This is a genomic window from Bacillus thermotolerans (genome assembly GCF_000812025.2).
Lineage (GTDB): Bacteria > Bacillota > Bacilli > Bacillales > Domibacillaceae > Quasibacillus > Quasibacillus thermotolerans.
In genome coordinates this window covers 74,362-94,517 of record NZ_JWJE02000005.1, presented here as the reverse complement: position 1 = coordinate 94,517, position 20,156 = coordinate 74,362, and the positions used below count along the sequence as shown (strand labels likewise).

The following is a 20,156-nucleotide window of genomic DNA, read 5'->3' as shown; positions in this document are numbered from 1 at the left end:
GAGAGTAATATGGCAGAGGCTTTACAGCGAGCTCCATTTCGAGCGGATCATGTAGGCAGTTTTTTACGAAGCGAACGCATTAAAGGGGCACGCCAGCAGAAGCAAAATGGAGAAATAACAGCTGAACAGCTGCGTGCGATAGAAGATGAAGAAATCACTAAGCTTGTCCAAAAACAAAAGGATGCAGGTTTGCAGGCGGTTACGGATGGAGAGTTCCGTCGTTCTTGGTGGCATTTTGATTTTTTGTCAGGATTAGAAGGAGTCGAGCTGTACGAAGCGGAAGCAGGCATTCAGTTCAGCGGCGTGCAAACGAAGGCAGAAGGAATTAAAGTAACAGGTAAAGTTGATTTTGGCGATCATCCAATGATCGATCATTATAAGTTTTTACATAATCTAGCCGGGGATCATACAGCGAAGTTTACGATACCAAGTCCGAATATGCTCCTCTTACGTGGAAATGTTGAAGAGCAGGCGTATGCTAATCTAGAGGAGCTGTTGCCGGATTTAACGGCTGCTTACCAAAAGGCTATTCAGGCTTTCTATGATGCGGGCTGCCGCTATTTGCAGCTTGATGATACGTCTTGGGCTGTTTTCTTGTCAGAGAAAGGAAAAGAACAAATCAAAGGAAAAGGATACGAGCCAGATGAATTAGTGAAGCTGTTTACAAAAGCAGTAAACGATTCTATTGCTGATAAACCGGAAGATATGGTGATTACGATGCATATTTGCCGCGGTAATTTCCGTTCAACTTACACGTCCACGGGCGGCTATGACAATGTGTCGGAAACTATTTTCAGTAAGTTAAACGTTGATGGCCTATTCCTTGAATTTGATGATGAGCGATCTGGCGGCTTTGAGCCACTAAAGCACGTTAATCGAAAAGACGTAAAGATCGTGCTCGGCTTGATTACGTCCAAGACAGGTGAATTGGAAGACCCGGACAAGATCAAGGCACGCATCGAAGAAGCTAGTAAGTACATCGGCCTCGACCAGCTTTGCTTAAGCCCACAGTGCGGCTTTGCTTCTACAGAGGAAGGAAACATTATTACAGAGGAAGAGCAATGGGCGAAAATCCGCCATGTTGTCAGCATTGCTAACGACGTGTGGAAATAAACTCATTAGAAAATAAAGGCTTGTCCTGTGCCGAATCACTGCGGCGACAGGACAAGCTTTTTATTTACAAACATTTTGGTTGATTTAGTTCACCCCCTAAACTATTATGGTTTAGGGGGTGAACTAAATGAATAAGCAAATACGCGAGGCTGTAGAGCTCTTCGAAGAGGTGATGATTTTCGGCACAGCTCGTGTGATTAGGTCGGTGGATAATCCGTTATGGAAGGAATACTCGCCGCAGCAAATACAAATGTTGAAGATTATACACAAGTACGGACCGATCACCTCAGGAAGGCTTGCGGATGTGCAGGGAGTCCATAAGAGCGCGATTTCGAATCGTCTGAAGAAGCTGAGTGATCAAGGACTGATTCAAATGGTAAAGACGGAGACAGACCAGAGGGCGAAGCTCCTTGAACTGACAGAAGAAGGAGCACGGATCGTTCTTCAATCGGATCGTGTGTTGTATGAATACCTGGAACAGCTGTTGTCGGGGCAGGTAGAAGAGCAAGAGGTAGAACAATTCATTGCCATGTTCCGCAAGCTGAAAAATATTCTAAGATGGGATGGAGAATAAGTAAATGAGACAGATATTAAAATGGAGATGGCCGATTACCATCGGTCTTATTCTGTTAACGGCAGTCCTGTTTATCGTAGCGCCTAACTTAACGAAGCAGGCAGAAGAAGCAGGAACGTTCCAGCTTCCAGACAATGCTGATTCCCAGCGCGCCCTTCAAATTTTGGAGACGGCCGGTGCTGGTGATCAAACCATTTCACTCGTTTTTCCACTGGAGGATAAGCTGAGTGAAGGCATGCAGAAGACGATTGAACAAGTGGTAAGTGACTTAGAACAAATGGATGGCCCAATACAGGATGTCCTAAATCCATTCGAGAGTGAAGAACTGAGAGAGCAGCTCGTTTCGGAGGATGAGCAGACAATTCTCGTGCCTATCACTGTAGACGGTACAGATGAAGAAGTGAACGAGCTGGCGGAGGAAATACGCTCGTCTGTCGTTCCGGAGGATCAGACAGCTTATGTAACAGGTGAAGCGGTTATTAACAATGATGTAAATGAAAGTGCACAAGAAGGGCTTAAGCGTACAGAAGTCATTACCGTCGTATTGATTTTTGTCTTGCTGCTGGCTGTATTCCGGTCGATTGTGACGCCGTTTATTCCGCTGTTAACAGTGGGGATCACCTACCTGCTCAGCCAGTCGATCGTTGCCTTCTTCATTGATTGGTTTGGGTTCCCGGTGTCGAACTATACACAAATATTTTTAGTAGCCGTGCTGTTCGGTATCGGAACAGACTACTGTATTCTTTTGCTCAGCAGATACAAAGAGGAGCTGTTTGCTGGTCATGGAGTAGAGGATGCGATTGTTAATACGTATAAAACAGCAGGCAGAACGCTTCTTATTAGCGGTATCGCTGTGTTCATCGGTTTCTCCGCTATTGGTTTTGCCGAGTTTCCTATTTTTAAATCGGCTGTAGGCGTAGCAGTCGGGATTGCCGTTTTATTGGTTGTTTTATTTACGGTGATGCCATTCTTTATGGCTGCATTGAAGGATAAACTGTTTTGGCCGTCGAGGAAGTCAACGGCTCATCAGGACAGCAAGATCTGGCAGTGGTTCAGCCGTCTGTCGGTTAAACGGCCGCTGTGGTCCATGCTGGTTGTCGCAGTGATTACCGTTCCGCTTCTATTCACGTATGGAAATGAGCAATCTTACAACACAGTAGATGAGATCGGCAGTCAGTATGAATCTGTAAAAGGGTTGGAGGCTATCGAACAGGGATTTGGAAAAGGTGATTCCTTGCCTGTTCAAGTGATTCTGAAAGCGGAAGAGGACATCGTGACAGAGTCAACGGTGCCATATATGGAATCCATCAGCCAAGCGATTGAGAAAGAAGAGGGTGTAAGCGACGTACGTGCGATGACTCGTCCAACAGGTGAGGCCCTTGAAGATCTTTATGTGGATCACCAGCTTGAACAGCTAGCTGATGGCCTAACGGAAGCGCAAAATGCTTTTGTGGATGTACAGAGCGGTCTGACGGATATTCAACAAGGGTTAGATGACATAACAAGCCAGCTTCCGAGTGAATCAGAAGCAGCTGGAGGTGCCCAAGGGTTAGGAGAGGCTGCCCAAGGGCTTGGTCAGATTAATGAACAAATTGGACTGATGTCTCAGGGGCTGCAGGCTACACAAAACATTCCACAAACCGTACAGCAGCTTGGCATGCTTCAACAGCAGCTCGGCCAGATTCAGCAAGGTATCCAGAGTGCCTCCGAACAGCTGGCAAGCACGGCTGGACAAACAGCCCAGCTGAAGGAAGGGCTAACTCAGTTGTCTGAAGGAACTGGCGCAGCCAACAGGGGATTATCCGAGATTAAAAACGGCTTAAACAGTGTTTCTTCTATGATGAAAGAAATGAGTGAGTCTGACAGCTTAAGAGAAACCGGCGTATTCATTCCTGAAGGAACACTAGATAATGAGGAGTTCCAGCAGGTTCTGGACCGATATGCGATTGGAGAACAAACAGGTGTAACATTTGAAGTGATTTTATCTGATGATCCATATTCACCACAGGCAATTGAAACAGTAGAAAGAATAAAAGAGACTGTTCGAAAAGCAGTCATCGGTACACCATTTGAAGAGACCGAGGTTGCTTATAGCGGTGTATCAAGTATGAATAGCGACTTGAAAGAGATAGCCTCTGAAGACTTTGAAAACACAGTAACGATTATGCTGATTACATTGTTTATCGCGCTGGCCGTGTTATTCCGGTCACTGATCATGCCGCTGTATATGATCGGTTCACTTCTATTGACATACTTCACATCTATGGCTGTGGCAGAGTTGATCTTTGTTAACTGGCTCGGCTATGACGGAATTACATGGGCAGTACCATTCTTTGGATTTGTTATGCTTGTTGCACTTGGCATTGACTACTCTATCTTCCTATTGGATCGTTTCCGTGAAGAGTCGGCAGACGGTGTATCGACTGCACAAGCAATGGCTAAGTCTATGGTTAAAATGGGAACAGTGGTCATTACCGCAGCGGTTATTCTAGCAGGTACGTTCGGTGCCATGATGCCGTCCGGCGTACTAAGTCTTGTTCAAATTGCGACCATTGTTATTACAGGACTGCTGCTGTATGGATTGATCATTCTTCCGCTATTGATTCCAGCTATTACGGTTTCTTTCGGATCGGGAGTCTGGTGGCCATTCAAGAGAAAATAGCTTCATAGAAATAGAGCTGCACAAGAGGCAGCTCTATTTTTTTGTGGATAACTAGGTGTAAATAAGTTGAATGAATAAGAGGAAATGTCTTTGAGAGAAGGACAAAAAACAGAAATAAGAGGAAGATTTTCGCCTGTATCTGGGAAATATCCAACAGATCGACCAGCCAGGCAACGGTTTAAACGCACAAGCAGAAGCAAAAAATAGAAAACACCTCTATCTAGTCAAATGCTTATACATCAATGTTTATGCATAAAATATACATAGAGGATGAAAAAATTCCTATACTCAAAAACTACTTTAGTATCTTAGAATAATAAATGTGCGAATATTAGTGTCGAAATATGGTTTACGAAAAAGACACCTTCCTTATTTGCCAGCTTTCGACTGACTAGGCAGCTGGATCGAGAGAGGGAGTAATGACTTTATCTAGGATAAAACCAGGCCTTACTATAATAGGTTTTGGAACCGGTTCCTCAAAAATGGATAAAACAGATGGAATTGTTCCAAAATTGAGGAACCGGTTCCAAAAAAGGATAAAAAATATGCTCCCAAGCTGATTTAGAGAGGTTCTAAAAGCTTTCGGCAAATAGGGTCTCTCAGGGATCAATTGGGAACAAATCGTTTATCTACACTTTCTCTTGTGACGATCTCGAAGCTCGAATGGGTGAGCATAGGGACGTCTTTTTCGTTGGCAAGCTGGATGATATGCTGGGCAGCTGTTCTTCCGATCTCTGCAAAATACAGCTTAACTGTCGTAAGGGCAGGGTTCATCATAGCTGTAATATCATAGTCGCCGAATCCTGTAACAGATATATTTGCCGGCACATGCATTCCTTTCTTATAAGCGGCTTTTACGGCTCCAATAGCGATCTCATCTGTCGCGCAAATGAGGGCAGAGGGAAAATAACCATCAAACACAGCTAGCGCTCCTTCTACAGCTTCGTGCATCGTTAGGCCAGTTTCGAAGTAATGAACCTCACAGTTGCTGACTTCCCTTACGGCCCGCTTAAAGCCTTCTTTTCGTTTAAAGCCGACTGCTCTATTTGCTTCTGTTACCCCTAAAAAAGCGAGCCGCCGGTGGCCTTGCTCGATAATGTATTTCCCCATGGCATAACCAGCTTCTTCATCGCTGTGCACCAGGCTGTGTATCCCTTCGTGCTCCTGCCCGACTAACAACACGGGAACGTCAATTTCCTGGATTGCTTGGACGTGGGCGTCTGTAATCTGTGAAGCTAGCAAAAGTATGCCAGCTACCTTCTGTTTGGCCAGAGTATGAAGAGTCTCAATCTCTCGCTCGATGCTTTGGTTAGTATGGGAAACTAGCATTTGACTGTTCAGAAGGCGCAGCTCATTTTCGATGCCGATCAGTATTTGTGACGCTTCATAAGAGTCCAGGCGAGGAACGATGACACCGACCATGTTGGTCTTTTTTGCTTTCAGGCTTTGAGCAAATGCATTGGGCGTGTAGCCGGTTTCCTCGATAATCCGCTCGATTTTCTGCTTGGTTTTGTCACTGATCGATCCGCCATTTAAGTACCTGGAGACTGTGCTTTTAGCGACGCCGGCCAGCTTCGCAATATCCGCGATTGTTTTCATACGAACACCTCTCTTTCTCTTCATTATACACGACCTGAGATACCCTGAAGAAAGAAGTGAAGAAGGGATAGTTTGCTGCATAGGATTGGGGTATGATGAAAGAAGCAAACGGTATACCACCGTTAGGGACAAGGAGGAGAAAATGTGAAACAGTCTGCAGCGAGGCAGCTGGCACGAGGGGAAGTGTCAGGAAACCCTAACCGCTTATGGATGGTGCTGCTGCTTGGCTCATTAGCAGCATTCGGGCCGCTATCTATTGATATGTACTTACCAGCACTGCCCATCTTGGCAAACGATTTAAACGCCTCTGCTTCTATCAGCCAGCTGAGCTTGACGGCCTTTCTTATAGGGCTTGCGGCGGGGCAAATTGTGGCAGGACCGCTAAGTGATACAAAGGGAAGAAGAGGCCCGCTTATGGCAGGGCTGTCCATCTTTGCTGCTGCTTCTATTTTATGTATGGTTATGCCGTCCATCTGGGGATTGGTTTTCATGCGATTCGTTCAGGGAGCTGCCGCAGCAGCAGGAATTGTCATTTCCCGAGCGGTTATTCGAGATATGTATTCAGGAGCGGAATTAACGAAGTTTTTTGCTTTAACTATGCTTGTAAATGGAGCGGCACCGATCTTGGCACCGATTATCGGCGGTCAGCTTCTTTCCTTTATGTCCTGGCAAGGAGTATTTGGTGTATTAGCCATTATTGGTGTTATTACTTTTATCGCTGTGACTGCCGGTATGCCCGAAACGTTGTCAGCGGAGCACCGGTCCAGTGGAGGCATAAAGCAAACACTACATACTTTTAAGATGCTGTTGACAGATAAAGTATTCATGGGATTTTGTTTTGTCCAAGGCTTTGTTACAGCGGCGATGTTTGCGTATATTTCGGGTTCGCCGTTTGTGCTGCAGGGTTACTATGGGCTGTCTCCGCAAGAGTTTAGTTTATGCTTTGCGGTAAATGGGCTGGCTATCGTTGCGGCTACACAAATCACAGGAAGGCTGGCGGGAAGAGTCCAAGAACGAACGCTGCTAAAGGGAGGGCTGGTGATGGCTATCGCCGGCAGCAGTTCACTCCTATGGATGCTTGCCGCAGAAGCTTCACTTGTGGCTGTGTTAATTCCGCTCGCCTTTGCTGTGGCGAGTGTAGGGGTTGTCTCAACAACATGTTTTTCGCTCGCTTTAAGTGATAAAGAAAAGACAGCGGGCAGCGCTTCCGCTCTTCTTGGCCTTATGCCTTATATTTTCGGCGCGTTTGCCGCTCCGCTCGCCGGCATTGGCGCTGGCAGCACGATTTTACCGATGGGTATGATCATGACAGCTTGTCATCTCTCAGCTATTTTGGCTTATGTGATACTATGCCGCCACAGATGATAAAGAGGAATCCTTGCTATTCACAACAAGACCAAAAGCTGTTGCTTTCGGTCTTTGTTGTGAACAAATTCAGAAAAATTAAAATAACTGCAAGCAAGCGTATTGACATAGGCTCGAGCCTTATCTTATAATTACTTTGAATTCGAGATATATTAGTTAAAGAGTTTTAGGGATAACCGTTTATTTAACAAATAGAACGGGAAACCTAACACTGTCTGTTTTTGAATAATTGCAGAATGCAGGTGGTAACTATGGGATGGTTCAGCCGTCTTTTTGGAAAATCAAATGAAAATGAAGAGGAGATGAATGAAGTGGCGAATGTTAAAGTAGCTGTTATTTTCTACAGCATGGGTGGAACAAACTATCAATTAGCCAAATGGGCAGAAGAAGGAGCAAAGGAAGCAGGAGCAGAAGTAAAAGTATTTAAGGTGCAAGAGTTAGCTCCTGAATCTGTTATTGAGGGCAATGAGGCATGGAAAGCAACGGTAGAAGCGACAAAAGATGTACCGGTTGTTACATCTGAAGACATTGAGTGGGCAGATGGAATTATCTTCAGCGTACCAACGCGCTTTGGAAACATGCCATCCCAAATGAAGCAGTTCCTTGATACACAGGGCGGCCTGTGGGCCAGCGGGAAGACCGTGAACAAGGTGGTCAGCGCGATGACTTCTGCGCAAAACCCGCATGGCGGACAGGAAGCAACACTTCTATCATTATATACATCCATGATGCACTGGGGTGCGATCATTGCGGCTCCTGGATATACAGATCCCGTTCTTTTCGGAGCAGGCGGAAATCCGTACGGAACAAGCGTGACGGTAGACCAGAATGGAAAGATGGTAGAAGATGTTCAAGGAGCTGTAAAGCATCAGGCAAAGCGTACGGTAGCCGTTACTCAAGCAATCAAGAACGGCATGCAATAAGAAAAGGATAAATAAAATGCGGCGGCGGCATGCTGCCGCTTTTTAAGGTTATAGAGGGGAGGATTGTGATGGAATTGCTAGGATTGCATCATGTGTCCTTGATTACGGGAAAGGCAGAAAAGAATTACCAGTTTCTCACAAAGGTGCTTGGTATGCGGCTCGTGAAGAAAACGGTCAATCAGGATAACACCAGGTCCTACCATCTGTTTTACGGCGATGCGAATGGGAGCCCGGGAACAGAAGTCACTTTTTTTGATATTCCGATGGCGGGACGAACGTATCCGGGGGTTTCCAGTATTTCATCTATCTCTTTGCGAGTAAAAAATACGGATTCTCTTCTTTACTGGAAGGAGCGGTTCACACAACTGAACGTTTCCCATGAAGATGTAAAGAAGCGGGCTGGGCGTGACACACTTGCTTTTCAGGATGAAGAGGGGACACGGATGGTGTTAGTCGCCGATAATGAGGAGGAAGGTGTAGCACCTGGTGAAGCGTGGGAGCAAAGCGAAGTACCTAAAGAGCATGGCATCATCGGGCTCGGACCCGTTACGCTAACAGTGGCGAACGCAGAGCCGACGGCCCGTGTATTGACAGAGCTATTGGGCTTCAGGGAGGAAGGTTCCTACCCATCCATTACCGGGGAACACCCGGATATTCGGGTATTTGCTACGGGAAAAGGCGGGGCAGGCGCAGAAGTACACGTAGAGACAAGACCTGATCTTCCAAAAGAACGTCCGGGCAGAGGAAGCGTTCATCATGTGGCGTTCCGGGTGCCAACGATGGAAGACTATGACCAGTGGGCAAAGAGGTTGCAAGAAAGCGGCTTGCGCCATTCCGGCAAAGTAGAGCGTTATTATTTTAAGGCTCTATATTTCCGGGAGCTGAACGATATTTTGTTTGAACTCTCTACCGATGAGCCTGGATTTGATGTGGATGAGCCTATTGAATCACTGGGAGAGAGGCTCGCCCTTCCGCCGTTTTTAGAACCGCGCCGGCAGGAAATTGAAGAAAATTTACGGCCTTTAGTATTAGATGATTAATAAAAAACAGCCGTTTCCTTTATTCGTATCGAAAAAAGAAAACGGCTTATTTTAATGGGTAAGTGCTGATTAGTCGTTATCACTAAACATGTTGAACAGGCCGCCGATCCCGCTTTCTCCTTTGGAACCGCCCGTTTGCGGCATGGCTGCAAAGACGCGGCTTGCCAGTCGGCTGAATGGAAGGGACTGTACCCATACAGTACCTGGTCCGCGCAAGGTAGCAAAGAATAAACCTTCACCGCCAAACAAGGCTGTTTTAATGCCGCGTACGGCTTCAATATTATAATCAATGTCACTTGTCATAGCGACTAAACAGCCCGTATCAATGCGCAGTACTTCACCAGGTGCCAATGTTTTCTGATGGATTGTGCCGCCAGCATGCACAAATGCCATTCCGTCACCCTCCAGCTTCTGCATAATAAATCCCTCGCCGCCAAAGAAGCCCGTGCCCAGCTTACGCTGAAGCTCGATACCGACAGATACGCCTTTGGCAGCTGCAAGAAACGCATCTTTTTGGCAAATAATTTTACCGTTCAGCATGCTTAAATCCATAGGAACGATCTTTCCTGGATAAGGCGAGGCGAAGGACACGTGCTTCTTCCCTTGGCCTTCATTTGTAAAGGTCGTCATGAAGAGACTTTCACCTGTCAATACTCGCTTGCCGGCACCAAGAAGCTTCCCCATTAAGCCGCTTCCTTGATTGGATCCATCCCCAAATACGGTTTCCATTTCAATGCCGTCTTCCATCATCATTAAACTGCCCGCCTCAGCGATCACGGTCTCTCTTGGATCAAGCTCGACTTCGACGAACTGCATATCATCTCCATAAATTTTGTAATCAATCTCATGGTTGTTCATCTTTCTTCCCCCTTTTCTTTTCCTTCTATACGCAATAAATAAAGGAATAGTTTCACTATTTTGTTTTTTCCTTTCAATAATAAAAGAGAAAATGAGGAAGTAAGGAGAAAAAGAATTAAAAAGAAAAAACTTTGGGTAAACCAATAAAGAAATAGGAAGGAGGAAGAGTATGGGATTTATTCAATTGATGAAGAAAGGGAATACTTCTTCAGGTATTGCTGCGCTAGGTAATACAGGGCTTGCTGTGTTAAAAGGCATCGCCGCCTCCCTTAGCGGAAGCGGAACGATGTTTGCCTCGGCTATGCATTCATTAGCAGATGCAGTGAACCAGGGGTTCGTTTATTTCGGAAGTGCGCTGGCTGAGATGAAGCCATCTAAGCGCTTTCCTACAGGGTTCGGGAGAGTTGTAAATATATTCTGTATGATTGCGGTCATTGTTGTTACCATTATGGCCTACGAGACAATTATGAAAGGCTGGAAGCTTCTTCAGCATCCAGAGGAGTCAAGTGATTTTTGGCTAAACTTCTTCGTCCTTATGGCAGCTGTTGTTGTGGATGGATTTATCTTAGTAAAAGCCATGAAAGAGATTAAAAAGGAAGCGAAAGCGGAAAGTGCAGGAAATATCTTCACCACTGCCTTTAAGAATGTAGCAAAAGCTTCGCCGCCTACACGTCTGGTGTTTTATGAAGACCTGGTCGCGACGTCTGGTGCTATTCTCGCTCTAATAGGCATTATTCTTGCGCAGTTTTTCGGCATACTTAGTGCGGATGGCATTTTTACGACCCTGATCGGCTTGCTGATGATTTTTGTAGCTTTCCGGGTCGGCTATGACAACATGGTTGGTTTAATTGGTGTGGCTGCGCCGGCTGATGTGGAGAAAAGGCTGGCTGACATTTTACTTTCTGATACAGATGTAGTTGACATTTACAGGTTGAGGGTCATTCAGGAAGGACGGGTCTATCATGTAGAAGGGATTGTCGAGCTGACAAAAGGCCTTTCTCTTGCAGAGGCTGATGATATTAAGTTCCGCCTCATGGATCGTCTGCTGAGAGAGTCAGATGTGGCTGATGTGACGCTCGGGATTATAGAAGATGATGGGAAAACAAGATGGACATATCCGGCGGATAGAGAAGCCAAAAATGTTTGACCAGGCAGCTGAATGTTGATAAAGTAGTGTCATCCATTTATAAATAACCTTAGCTTTCTAGGGTTCCGCGGCAATGGCCGGCCTGGACCGAGAGAAAGCACACAGCGGTAAGCTGTGACACGGAGGGATAAAAGCCCGGGAGATTACAACAATTTAATTGTGTAATCTTCCGGGCTTTTTAGTGGAATCAATGAAGGAGGGAACAGTATGACAAAGGAGTGGCTGAAAGTGCTGGTTGCTGCTTTCTTCGAAGTAGGCTGGGTCATCGGTTTAAAGCATGCGGATCATGCTTTAGAATGGGCAGGAACAGCCGCAGCAATCTTTATCAGTTTTTATTTGTTAATTATGGCTGGAAATAAATTGCCGGTCGGCACAGTATATGCCGTATTCGTGGGACTGGGGACGGCTGGTACAGTGTTGTCAGATATTCTTCTCTTCGGTGAACCGGTAAAAGTGGAGAAGCTGATCCTAATTGCCATCCTGCTGGTCGGTGTAGCGGGATTAAAGCTCGTTACTGATGAGGCGGAAGGGGAGCGTTCATCATGAGCTGGGTATATCTTGTACTGGCGGGTTTGTTTGAAATGACAGGAGTAGCTATGATCAGCCGTCTTCACGAAAAGAAAAATTGGCAGTCGTTACTGTTGTTGCTGGCGAGCTTTGGCGCGAGCTTTCTCTTTCTTGCTTTAGCTATGGAGGAATTGCCGATGGGAACAGCCTATGCAGTTTGGACTGGCATCGGTGCCTCAGGAGGAGCAATTCTAGGCATGGCACTATACGGCGAATCAAAAAGCTGGAAACGAATTTTCTTTATTGCACTTGTTCTCGGAGCGACTATCGGGCTGAAGCTGGTGTCTTGAAGAGAGAGGCTTTTCTTAGTCGAACCGTCTTACGCTGAGCACTACAATTGAAAACCGTCCCCTCTTTTGAAACAATAGAAGAGGCAAAGAATGTAAGAAAGGGGTCGGGCAAAGATGAAAGTATTCGTTGTTGGTGCGAACGGGCAAATTGGGAAAACGATTGTCCAGCTTCTAAAAGAAAGTGACACACACGAAGTACGAGCGATGGTTAGAAAGCAGGAGCAAGCAGAAGTATTTGAACAGGATGGCGTGGAAACAAAGATCGCGGACCTTGAGGGAACGGTGGATGAGATTGCCGCAGCCGCTTCAGGATGTGACGCGGTGATCTTCACAGCGGGATCTGGCGGCCACACCGGGCCGGATAAAACGCTTCTTATTGACCTGGACGGCGCAGTTAAAACAGTGGAAGCAGCGAAAAAAGCAGGAATTGACCGCTTTATTATTGTAAGTGCCCTGCAGGCTCATCGAAGGGAAAACTGGAATGAAGCGATTCGTCCTTATTATGTAGCGAAGCATTATGCCGATAAGGAAGTGGAAGCGAGCGGCTTGACCTACACGATCGTTCGTCCAGGCGGGCTGCGGAATGAAGAGGGTACGGGAAAAGTTACCATTGGCGAAAACTTGGAACGCTCGGCTATTCCCCGTGAGGATGTAGCTCGTACAGTTGTCGCAGCTCTCGATGAAGAAAATACATTTAATCGAGCGTTTGATCTTGTATCAGGAGATACACCCATTAAGGAAGCACTTAAAACACTTTAATAATAAAAATATGCATGGCTGGGAGCTGACAAGTCCGCTTCTGGCTTCTTTTTTGTGCAAATGATGAATTGGTGATTGTGCGGGTCTCTATAAGGTGGTAATATCTGAATAAATAAATTTTTTTGAAAAATTTTAAAAAACAAAGGGATTGAGGGGGAGGACTTTATGAAAAGTTGGATATCAATAATGCTGGCGGGGCTTTTGCTGCTCCTGGCAGCTTGCAGTGGGACAGATGGAGAAAGCGGCGGCGAAGCTCAAGGCGGACAAGCGGGTGAGCAAGTGAACATAGGTATATCTCAGCTGGTTGAGCACCCGTCTTTAGACCAAGCTAGAGAAGGGTTTGTCGCTGCTTTAGAAGACGCGGGGTATAAGGAAGGGGAAAACTTAGCGATTGATTACCAAAATGCTCAAGGCGATGTAAACAATAACATGACAATCGCCCAGAAGCTGGTAAATGACGATAACGATTTAATTCTAGGCATTGCAACATCAAGTGTTCAGGCGATCACACAAACGACTCAGGATATTCCGGTTTTATTTACTGCGATCACCGATCCGGTGAAAGCAGGTCTAGTAGAAAGTATGGAAAATCCAGGTGGTAATGTAACGGGCACATCAGATACACACCCAGATGCCATCAAAAACACCATTGCGTCTATTAAAGAGTTCTTTCCAGAAGCAAAAACTGTTGGCATTGTCTATAATTCAGGTGAAGAAAATGCTGTGGTGAATGTAGAGAGTGCAAAGAAAGCGATAGAGGAAAACGGCTTAACATCAGTCGAAGCAACTGTTTCTTCAAGTTCTGAGGTGAAGCAGGCAACGGAATCACTAGTCGGACGGATGGATGTACTTTACGTACCGAAAGATAATACAGTTGTTTCTGCCCTTGAGTCCGTCTTAACAGTAGCAAACGAGCAAAAAATTCCGGCCTTCGTGGGCGAAGGGGATTCAGTGGAAAGAGGCGGGTTCGCTTCTTATGGACTCAACTATCATGACCTTGGCTATTCTACAGGCGAAATGGCTGTTGAGGTTCTGAAAGGGAAAGCCCCGAGTGAAATTTCAGTAGGTATTCCTGAGAACCTGGAATTGATGGTAAACAAACAGACCGCTGAATTGCTCGGTGTGCAATTTACAGAAGAACAACAGAAGAAAATTACATTCGTTGAATAATTTCATTAACCCCTGCTGAAGCGGGGGTTTTTTCTCCTTCTTTTACAATGTTCCATACATGGAATATATTTCATGAATAATTTCATAAAGTGTTCATATTTTCTTTAAACTTTTCTTTCATCCATTCGTACAGTTAGATAACTTGGGAATGATTCGTTATAATCAAGCCAATTATTGTACGAAGTCAATCATACGATGGATATAATGCTCATAAGAAAGAAGATAAAAAAGAAAATGAAGCAGGCTCCATTCATGGAGAATAGAATTCATTCCTGCATAGTGCCTGTAATAAGAGAGAGTGGGGTTAAGTGAAAGAATTTCATTGGAAGGATGCTGTACCGCTCATTCAGTCACTGGAAGTGAAAGCAGAAGCCGGAAACCAAGAAGTAAAGCTGGGACTCATCCCTTCTGAGCTTCGATGTGTAGGAATTGGTACGGATGCAGCTGTATTTGTTCATTCAGCGGATACGCGATATGCTTTCAAAGTATATGCTGAAGGGTTGGAGCAAAAGCAGAGAAATGAGGAGCAGGCATATAAGAGGTTAGCCGGCTCCCCTTACTACCCTGTCTTCTATGGTTCGGGAAAAGGATTTATTGTTATTAGTTTTGAATCGGGAATAAACTTATACGACTGTCTGCTTAAGGGGATTTATATTTCGCCAGAAGCCATTGAACAGGTGGACAAGGCCATTGAGGAAGCTCGTTCGCGAGGGTTAAATCCGAGAGACATACACTTGAAGAACATTATTCTGCAGGGGGACGCCATCAAGCTGATTGACGTTTCTGAGTATATGGAGCCTGGAAATGACGAACGCTGGGAGCATTTAAAGGAAGGGTACAGGTTATACTATCCTCTTATTGCTTCGAAAAAGCTTTCTCCGAAGCTCATGAATTTTGTGAAAGAGCAATATGCAAAATTAGGCGGCTCGAAGTTCTCCGTTGAAAGTTTTGGATATTTACTGAGCGGCTTCTTGAAAAGTGTATAAAGATAAATGGATCATTACAAGCAAATCTCCCATGAGGCCGTTACCTCATGGGAGATTTGCTTGTAATATAATAAGAAGAAAGCGGGCGGAGAGGATGGATGTCTCCTCAGTTCAGGAAAAGAAAGAAAGAATCGTTCCACCAACAGCTCCCGTGACTACAATCACCCATGGAGGAAGCTTCCAGTAGGTCAGCATGCTGAAAAGGATAGCTACCAAGACAAAATCAGCAGCAGAGAACACAGAGCTGGTCCAAATTGGGTGATAAAGAGCGGCTAGCAGGATACCGACAACAGCGGCATTGACACCCATTAAGGCTCCTTGGATATGTGGGTTGCGGCGAATGCTGTTCCAAAACGGCAAGGTGCCCAAAATGAGAAGAAAAGCCGGAAGAAAAATAGCGAACGTAGCCAGTAAACCACCCTGCCATCCGCTAATTACGGCGCCGATATAAGCCGCAAAGGTGAACAGCGGGCCAGGCACTGCCTGGGCTGCTCCGTATCCTGCCAGAAATTGCTCCTCATTCAGCCAGCCCCCTGGCACGAATTCCTGCTCAAGTAATGGGAGCACAACATGTCCACCGCCGAATACTAAAGCGCCGGCACGGTAAAAGCTGTCAAACATAGCAAGCCAGTTGTAGGAGACAGCTTCTCTAATGATAGGAAGTATAACAAGCAATGCAAAGAACAAGGTTAAGCAAATAGCACCGAATTTTCGGGAGATAGGGAAGGACAGCGGCACGTCGTCTGAACCTTTCTGTTCATTGTAAAGAAGGTAGCCAACAAGACCTGCCAGGATGATCACGCTGACTTGCGTGAATACGCCTTGCCAAAGAAGGACGATGGCTAATGAGAACAGCACAATAGCTTTTCTCTGCAGGTCAGGTGCCAGTTTCTGGGCCATTCCCATGACGGCGTGGGCGACGACAGCTACGGCTACTAGTTTTAAGCCGTGAATCCATCCGGCATCTGCGACATCTATACTTTGCAAAACAAGGGCAAAAAGAATAAGTGCAATGACAGATGGAAGGGTGAAGCCGAGAAATGCAAGGATTCCTCCAAGCAAGCCGCCTCGGATGACACCGACACCAATACCGACCTGGCTGCTCGCGGGACCAGGAAGAAACTGACACAAGGCAACTAGATCTGCGTAGTCCTTTTCAGATAACCATTTTTGTTTACGAACGTATTCTTCATGAAAGTACCCTAAATGGGCGACGGGTCCGCCAAAAGAGGTCAGCCCAAGCCGGGTAGAGATGAGAAGGATATCCAGCCACCTGCTCCTCCCTTGCTGCTCTATTTGTTTCATTTTATTTCATCACTCCTTTTTGCTACTCCTTAATCTCTTTAAATAGTTCATAGGCTTTCTGACGTGCTTCGTTCAAGACGTGCAATCCTTTTTCTGTTGTGGAATAATATTTTCTTACCTTCCCATCTACGGTTCGGTCCTGGCGAACAAGCAGGCCATCGCGCTCCATCGTGTGCAGAATCGGATAAAGTGTACCAGGGCTTATCTGATACCCGTGTTCTCTTAATTCTTCGACCATCCAAGCGCCGAAAATAGGATGCTCTTGTGCGTGGTGAAGAATATGAATATGAATAAAGCCAAGGAACAATTTTCTCAATACTTTGTCTTCCAAGCTCATCATTTCCTTTCCTGTTTACGAAACACGATATCGATTTTCGTAATTAAGATAACATCTTTCTCTTGGCGAGTCTACCCTTAGCATGTAAATTTACATAAGCTTTACAATTCTTCTCTTGATGTGTACATTCCTCTGAGAGCTTGTTACGATGAAGTAACAGAGGGTAACGAAGGATTAATTTACTGAAGAAAAAGAGATGAAGACTACATGAAACGAAAACGAAAGCATGACCGGTGGCTGATATTTTTATGTGCCTGCTTGTTTATGCTTGGAGTAGCCGGCACAAGACCGCTTATTCCTTTATACGCGGACAGTTTGGGTGCAGGCAGTATGGAGATTGGTTTGATTGTTTCACTATTTTCTTTTTTTCCGCTTCTGCTGTCGATCCCGCTTGGAAGGACAATTGATCGGAAAGGGACAAGAGGGCCATTAGCTATCAGCATGTGTCTCGGCAGTCTTTCCCTGTTTGTTCCATATATTATGGCTTCCTTAACAGGGGTCTATCTTTCTCAAGTGATTGCCGGGCTGGCTCAGCTAATTTTTGCTATTTCGATGCAGGCATACGCAGGGCAATTTTCAAAAGCTAAGCTTCGCAATTACTATGTCGCGCTATTTAGCATCGGCACGTCTTCGGGCAGCTTCATTGGTCCCATTATTGGAGGTGTAATTTCAGATACTGCCGATTTCCCTTATGCATTTCTGACAGCATCAGTCATCCTGCTTCTGTCTGTCCCGTTCTGCCTTCTGTTCCCGAAGAAGACGGCACCAAATCAGGAAGAATTGAAAGGACAGAAGAAGAGAAGCAGAGCGTCAGAACTGTTGCGTCTTCCTGCTCTTCGGCGCGCCGTATTAGTGAGTATAGCGGTGTTGTGGGCAAAGGATGCTTATACGGCGTTCTTTCCTCTGTTGGCCGCAGAGAAAGGATTATCAACAGCAGCGATCGGCTTTCTCGTTTCCTTGAATGCAGGAGCGGGTGTGCTTATTCGCTTAGTGCTGCCGTATTTATCGAAGGCAGCGAGAACGGAGGCATTGATTACAGGTTCAATTCTGCTTTCTAGCGTCATTCTTCTCTTCCACCCTCTCGTTGATCATGTGATATGGCTAGGCATCCTTTCTTTTATCCTAGGCTTTTGCTTAGGAATTGGCCAACCGTTGTCGATTTCTACTACGATTGCTGCTTTACCTGCTCAGCGTGTAGCGGAAGGACTGGCGTTAAGGCTGTCGTTTAATAAGCTGACACAGCTGGCAGCTCCTGCGTTTTTAGGAGCGGTTTCCAGTGTTACCGGCTTGGGCGGCGTCTTTTATGTAACGGGAATTATCATATTAGGCGGTGCTATACAGCCAAGAAAATATACCCGCGATATCAAGAAAAAGCTGAACGGATGAATGAATGTCTCTTTCTCAAGCTTCCATTAGGGTCGCATAGAGGAAGAGGCTTTCCCATTTAATGAACAATAGCTGAAAATTACAAAAAAGGCCTGTAAATAGGTCTAATTTAATATATAATTAGATGGATATAGTTTACAAAAGCAAAGTGATTCAGTTTCTTTGTAAAGGTATGTGGGATAGAGGGTTTCAATTTCAATAAAGACAACAAATTAAGAGGTGAAGCAGCTAATGGGGGGAGAAGCATTTCATACATCTCTCTTTGTACATAACCCGGACGGTATTTATTCGTGTGATATAGACGGAAACCTTTTGGATGCTAACCCGGCTTTTGAACAGATGGTTGGATATACGGTAGAAGAGCTTAAGCAGCTTACTTTAAATGCTATTCTTTTGCCTGAGCATATGGAGAAGCGGGAAAGAAAGGTGAACGAAGTATTAAAAGGGAAGCGGCAACATTATGAGCTGGCCATGATCCACAAAAGCGGACGACGTATAGATACTAAGGTACGAAGCTTTCCAATTGTGGTGGATGGAGAGATTGTTGGCATCTACAAAATTGTCAAAGACATTACTGAAGACAAGAGGCTGAAAGAGGATCTGCAGGTAACCAGGCAGCAGCTGGATCTGTTCCTTAACAACTCTGTGGATTCGATTATTGTCTTTGATACGGAGCACAGGGTTCTTAAAGTAAATGAGATGTTTGAAAAGGTATTTGGCTGGAAGGAACAAGAACTAATTGGAAAAGAGGCTCCCTTTATACCTGATTATTTAATGGACGAAAAGGAAAGTGTCGTGCAGAAGGTTATTCATGACAGACACGTAGTGACGGTTGAAACTGTAAGAAAGCGTAAGGATGGAGAGCTAGTGCATGTCAGCACATTTATTACTCCTATTTTTAATGAAGCTGGACAGGTGACTGCCTACGTCTCTACTATTAGGGACATTTCTAATCGCATCCAAATCGAACAGGCACTAAAGGAAAGCGAGAGAAGGCTCCGCACATTGATTAATGCTATGCCGGACATTGTCATTTTCAAGGATGGCGAAGGCAAGTGGATTGAAGCCAACCCTTGCATTCTTTCTTTCCTTAACATCCAGGGAGCGGATTATAAAGGCAAAACGGACCGTGAGCTATGTAAGGTAGCAGATGACTTTTATCGTGAATTTTTATTAAATTGCGAAAAAACAGATCAGATGGCATGGGCGAATGAGAGAATGACACACTTAGAGGAAACACTTATTCAGAAGAACGGCCAAACTGTCACCTTCGACGTGATTAAGGTGCCGATTTTCTATCCGGATGGAAGCAAAAAAGCATTGCTAGTCATTGGCCGTGACATTACCGAGCGGAAGCGTACGGAAAAGCTGCTAAGAAAGTCAGAGAAACTGGCTGTTGTCGGTCAGCTGTCAGCAGGGATTGCTCATGAAATCAGAAACCCTCTCACAGCATTGAAGGGGTTTTTGACTCTTCTTCAAAAAGACGATAAGCAGGGGAATGGCTGGTACTTTGATGTGATGCTATCAGAAATTGATAGAATTGAATCGATCACGAATCAATTTATGGCTGCGGCTAAGCCCCAAGCCGTCTCCTATGAATGGCATGATATGCATAAGCTGCTGAGCAACGTACTGACTATTATCTTGCCCGAGGCCATCATGAATGATATAGAAGTCGTCATCGATGAACAAGAAAAGCTTCCGCCTATTAAGTGTGAAGTAAATCAAATGAAGCAGGTCTTTATTAACGTGCTGAAAAATGCTATTGAGTCTATGCCTCATGGTGGAAAGATAACCGTTCAAACAGTGAAGGTGAATGAGGAGCAGATCTTCCTCCGTGTGACTGATACAGGAGAGGGAATCCCAAAAGAGCGTCTTCCTTATCTTGGCGAACCATTTTATAGTCTGAAGGAAAAAGGCACCGGACTTGGATTGATGATGTGCTATAAGATTATTGAAGAACATCAAGGAAAGATCCATATAACAAGTAAAGTGAACGAGGGAACTACTGTAGATATTATTTTACCAGTCCATGAGCCGCAGAAGCTGGCTGCTTCAGGTAAAGAAATATAATA

18 protein-coding genes and 1 riboswitch are annotated in these 20,156 nt (G+C 45.3%); of the genes, 14 read left to right on the top strand and 4 right to left on the bottom strand.

The features are described 5' to 3' along the window. Positions 1-9 precede the first annotated feature (9 nt). From QY97_RS03890 to QY97_RS03880, 3 genes are all read left to right on the top strand, one after another. Positions 10-1,113: a 5-methyltetrahydropteroyltriglutamate--homocysteine S-methyltransferase gene (locus QY97_RS03890; protein ID WP_039230370.1), complete on the top strand. Its 1,104-nt coding sequence runs from the start codon at positions 10-12 to the stop codon at positions 1,111-1,113. 127 nt (positions 1,114-1,240) lie between these two features. Beyond that, the gene (locus tag QY97_RS03885; protein ID WP_039230367.1) at positions 1,241-1,687 is read left to right on the top strand and encodes a MarR family winged helix-turn-helix transcriptional regulator; all 447 of its coding nucleotides are present in this window, start codon (positions 1,241-1,243) and stop codon (positions 1,685-1,687) included. Positions 1,688-1,691: 4 nt separating this feature from the next. Further along, on the top strand, positions 1,692-4,349 hold the full coding sequence (locus QY97_RS03880; RefSeq protein WP_039230365.1) for an MMPL family transporter: 2,658 nt from the start codon (positions 1,692-1,694) through the stop codon (positions 4,347-4,349). Between the two features lie 606 nt (positions 4,350-4,955). Here the strand turns inward: QY97_RS03880 and QY97_RS03875 are convergent. Next, complete coding sequence (locus QY97_RS03875) at positions 4,956-5,948, bottom strand: LacI family DNA-binding transcriptional regulator (RefSeq protein ID WP_198402926.1); 993 nt, start codon at positions 5,946-5,948, stop codon at positions 4,956-4,958. A 210-nt stretch (positions 5,949-6,158) separates the two neighbouring features. Between QY97_RS03875 and QY97_RS03870 the strand changes: the two genes are divergently transcribed. The 3 genes from QY97_RS03870 (at position 6,159) to QY97_RS03860 (ending at position 9,276) form a co-directional block, all read left to right on the top strand. Beyond that, positions 6,159-7,313, top strand: coding sequence for a multidrug effflux MFS transporter (locus QY97_RS03870; protein WP_046128671.1), 1,155 nt, complete (start codon positions 6,159-6,161; stop codon positions 7,311-7,313). A gap of 251 nt (positions 7,314-7,564) precedes the next feature. Then, complete coding sequence (gene wrbA, locus QY97_RS03865) at positions 7,565-8,236, top strand: NAD(P)H:quinone oxidoreductase (RefSeq protein WP_175286633.1); 672 nt, start codon at positions 7,565-7,567, stop codon at positions 8,234-8,236. 68 nt (positions 8,237-8,304) lie between these two features. Continuing rightward, positions 8,305-9,276, top strand: a complete 972-nt coding sequence (locus tag QY97_RS03860) for a ring-cleaving dioxygenase (RefSeq protein ID WP_039230362.1) — start codon at positions 8,305-8,307, stop codon at positions 9,274-9,276. A 69-nt stretch (positions 9,277-9,345) separates the two neighbouring features. Here the strand turns inward: QY97_RS03860 and QY97_RS03855 are convergent, their stop codons facing one another. Then, positions 9,346-10,134 carry a TIGR00266 family protein gene (locus tag QY97_RS03855; protein WP_039230359.1) on the bottom strand — a complete coding sequence of 263 codons (789 nt, stop codon included), beginning with the start codon at positions 10,132-10,134 and terminating at the stop codon, positions 9,346-9,348. A 169-nt stretch (positions 10,135-10,303) separates the two neighbouring features. Here QY97_RS03855 and QY97_RS03850 point away from each other — a divergent pair, with 169 nt between their 5' ends. From QY97_RS03850 to QY97_RS03825, 6 genes are all read left to right on the top strand, one after another. Further along, the gene (locus tag QY97_RS03850; protein ID WP_039230357.1) at positions 10,304-11,281 is read left to right on the top strand and encodes a cation diffusion facilitator family transporter; all 978 of its coding nucleotides are present in this window, start codon (positions 10,304-10,306) and stop codon (positions 11,279-11,281) included. Between the two features lie 46 nt (positions 11,282-11,327). Then, a riboswitch (guanidine-I (ykkC/yxkD leader) is annotated at positions 11,328-11,425 on the top strand. Between the two features lie 63 nt (positions 11,426-11,488). Next, positions 11,489-11,827 carry a DMT family transporter gene (locus QY97_RS03845; RefSeq protein WP_039230354.1) on the top strand — a complete coding sequence of 113 codons (339 nt, stop codon included), beginning with the start codon at positions 11,489-11,491 and terminating at the stop codon, positions 11,825-11,827. Further along, complete coding sequence (locus QY97_RS03840) at positions 11,824-12,138, top strand: DMT family transporter (protein WP_039230351.1); 315 nt, start codon at positions 11,824-11,826, stop codon at positions 12,136-12,138. Before QY97_RS03845 ends, QY97_RS03840 begins: the two co-directional genes overlap by 4 nt. 114 nt (positions 12,139-12,252) lie before the next feature. Next, positions 12,253-12,897, top strand: a complete 645-nt coding sequence (locus QY97_RS03835) for an SDR family oxidoreductase (RefSeq protein ID WP_039230348.1) — start codon at positions 12,253-12,255, stop codon at positions 12,895-12,897. Positions 12,898-13,062: 165 nt separating this feature from the next. Next, the gene (locus QY97_RS03830) at positions 13,063-14,067 is read left to right on the top strand and encodes an ABC transporter substrate-binding protein (RefSeq protein WP_039230345.1); all 1,005 of its coding nucleotides are present in this window, start codon (positions 13,063-13,065) and stop codon (positions 14,065-14,067) included. Positions 14,068-14,375: 308 nt separating this feature from the next. Next, a complete protein-coding gene (locus QY97_RS03825) occupies positions 14,376-15,053 on the top strand; it encodes a hypothetical protein (RefSeq protein ID WP_039230341.1) in 678 nt (225 codons plus the stop codon). A 111-nt stretch (positions 15,054-15,164) separates the two neighbouring features. Here QY97_RS03825 and QY97_RS03820 read toward each other — a convergent pair whose 3' ends face one another. Both QY97_RS03820 and QY97_RS03815 read right to left on the bottom strand, forming a co-directional pair. Further along, a complete protein-coding gene (locus tag QY97_RS03820; protein ID WP_046128446.1) occupies positions 15,165-16,358 on the bottom strand; it encodes a chromate transporter in 1,194 nt (397 codons plus the stop codon). Positions 16,359-16,380: 22 nt separating this feature from the next. Further along, positions 16,381-16,689, bottom strand: a complete 309-nt coding sequence (locus tag QY97_RS03815) for a PadR family transcriptional regulator (RefSeq protein ID WP_039230499.1) — start codon at positions 16,687-16,689, stop codon at positions 16,381-16,383. A 213-nt stretch (positions 16,690-16,902) separates the two neighbouring features. Here QY97_RS03815 and QY97_RS03810 point away from each other — a divergent pair, with 213 nt between their 5' ends. Beyond that, positions 16,903-18,081: an MFS transporter gene (locus QY97_RS03810; RefSeq protein WP_039230338.1), complete on the top strand. Its 1,179-nt coding sequence runs from the start codon at positions 16,903-16,905 to the stop codon at positions 18,079-18,081. Between the two features lie 231 nt (positions 18,082-18,312). Continuing rightward, a complete protein-coding gene (locus QY97_RS03805; RefSeq protein ID WP_083965771.1) occupies positions 18,313-20,154 on the top strand; it encodes a PAS domain-containing sensor histidine kinase in 1,842 nt (613 codons plus the stop codon). Positions 20,155-20,156 lie beyond the last annotated feature (2 nt).

Coding starts and splice junctions, on each gene's coding strand:
- QY97_RS03890 (WP_039230370.1), top strand. CDS start 10: ATGGCAGAGGCTTTACAGCGAGCTCCATTTCGAGCGGATCATGTAGGC.
- QY97_RS03885 (WP_039230367.1), top strand. CDS start 1,241: ATGAATAAGCAAATACGCGAGGCTGTAGAGCTCTTCGAAGAGGTGATG.
- QY97_RS03880 (WP_039230365.1), top strand. CDS start 1,692: ATGAGACAGATATTAAAATGGAGATGGCCGATTACCATCGGTCTTATT.
- QY97_RS03875 (WP_198402926.1), bottom strand. CDS start 5,948: ATGAAAACAATCGCGGATATTGCGAAGCTGGCCGGCGTCGCTAAAAGC.
- QY97_RS03870 (WP_046128671.1), top strand. CDS start 6,159: ATGGTGCTGCTGCTTGGCTCATTAGCAGCATTCGGGCCGCTATCTATT.
- wrbA (WP_175286633.1), top strand. CDS start 7,565: ATGGGATGGTTCAGCCGTCTTTTTGGAAAATCAAATGAAAATGAAGAG.
- QY97_RS03860 (WP_039230362.1), top strand. CDS start 8,305: ATGGAATTGCTAGGATTGCATCATGTGTCCTTGATTACGGGAAAGGCA.
- QY97_RS03855 (WP_039230359.1), bottom strand. CDS start 10,134: ATGAACAACCATGAGATTGATTACAAAATTTATGGAGATGATATGCAG.
- QY97_RS03850 (WP_039230357.1), top strand. CDS start 10,304: ATGGGATTTATTCAATTGATGAAGAAAGGGAATACTTCTTCAGGTATT.
- QY97_RS03845 (WP_039230354.1), top strand. CDS start 11,489: ATGACAAAGGAGTGGCTGAAAGTGCTGGTTGCTGCTTTCTTCGAAGTA.
- QY97_RS03840 (WP_039230351.1), top strand. CDS start 11,824: ATGAGCTGGGTATATCTTGTACTGGCGGGTTTGTTTGAAATGACAGGA.
- QY97_RS03835 (WP_039230348.1), top strand. CDS start 12,253: ATGAAAGTATTCGTTGTTGGTGCGAACGGGCAAATTGGGAAAACGATT.
- QY97_RS03830 (WP_039230345.1), top strand. CDS start 13,063: ATGAAAAGTTGGATATCAATAATGCTGGCGGGGCTTTTGCTGCTCCTG.
- QY97_RS03820 (WP_046128446.1), bottom strand. CDS start 16,358: ATGAAACAAATAGAGCAGCAAGGGAGGAGCAGGTGGCTGGATATCCTT.
- QY97_RS03810 (WP_039230338.1), top strand. CDS start 16,903: ATGAAACGAAAACGAAAGCATGACCGGTGGCTGATATTTTTATGTGCC.
- QY97_RS03805 (WP_083965771.1), top strand. CDS start 18,313: ATGGGGGGAGAAGCATTTCATACATCTCTCTTTGTACATAACCCGGAC.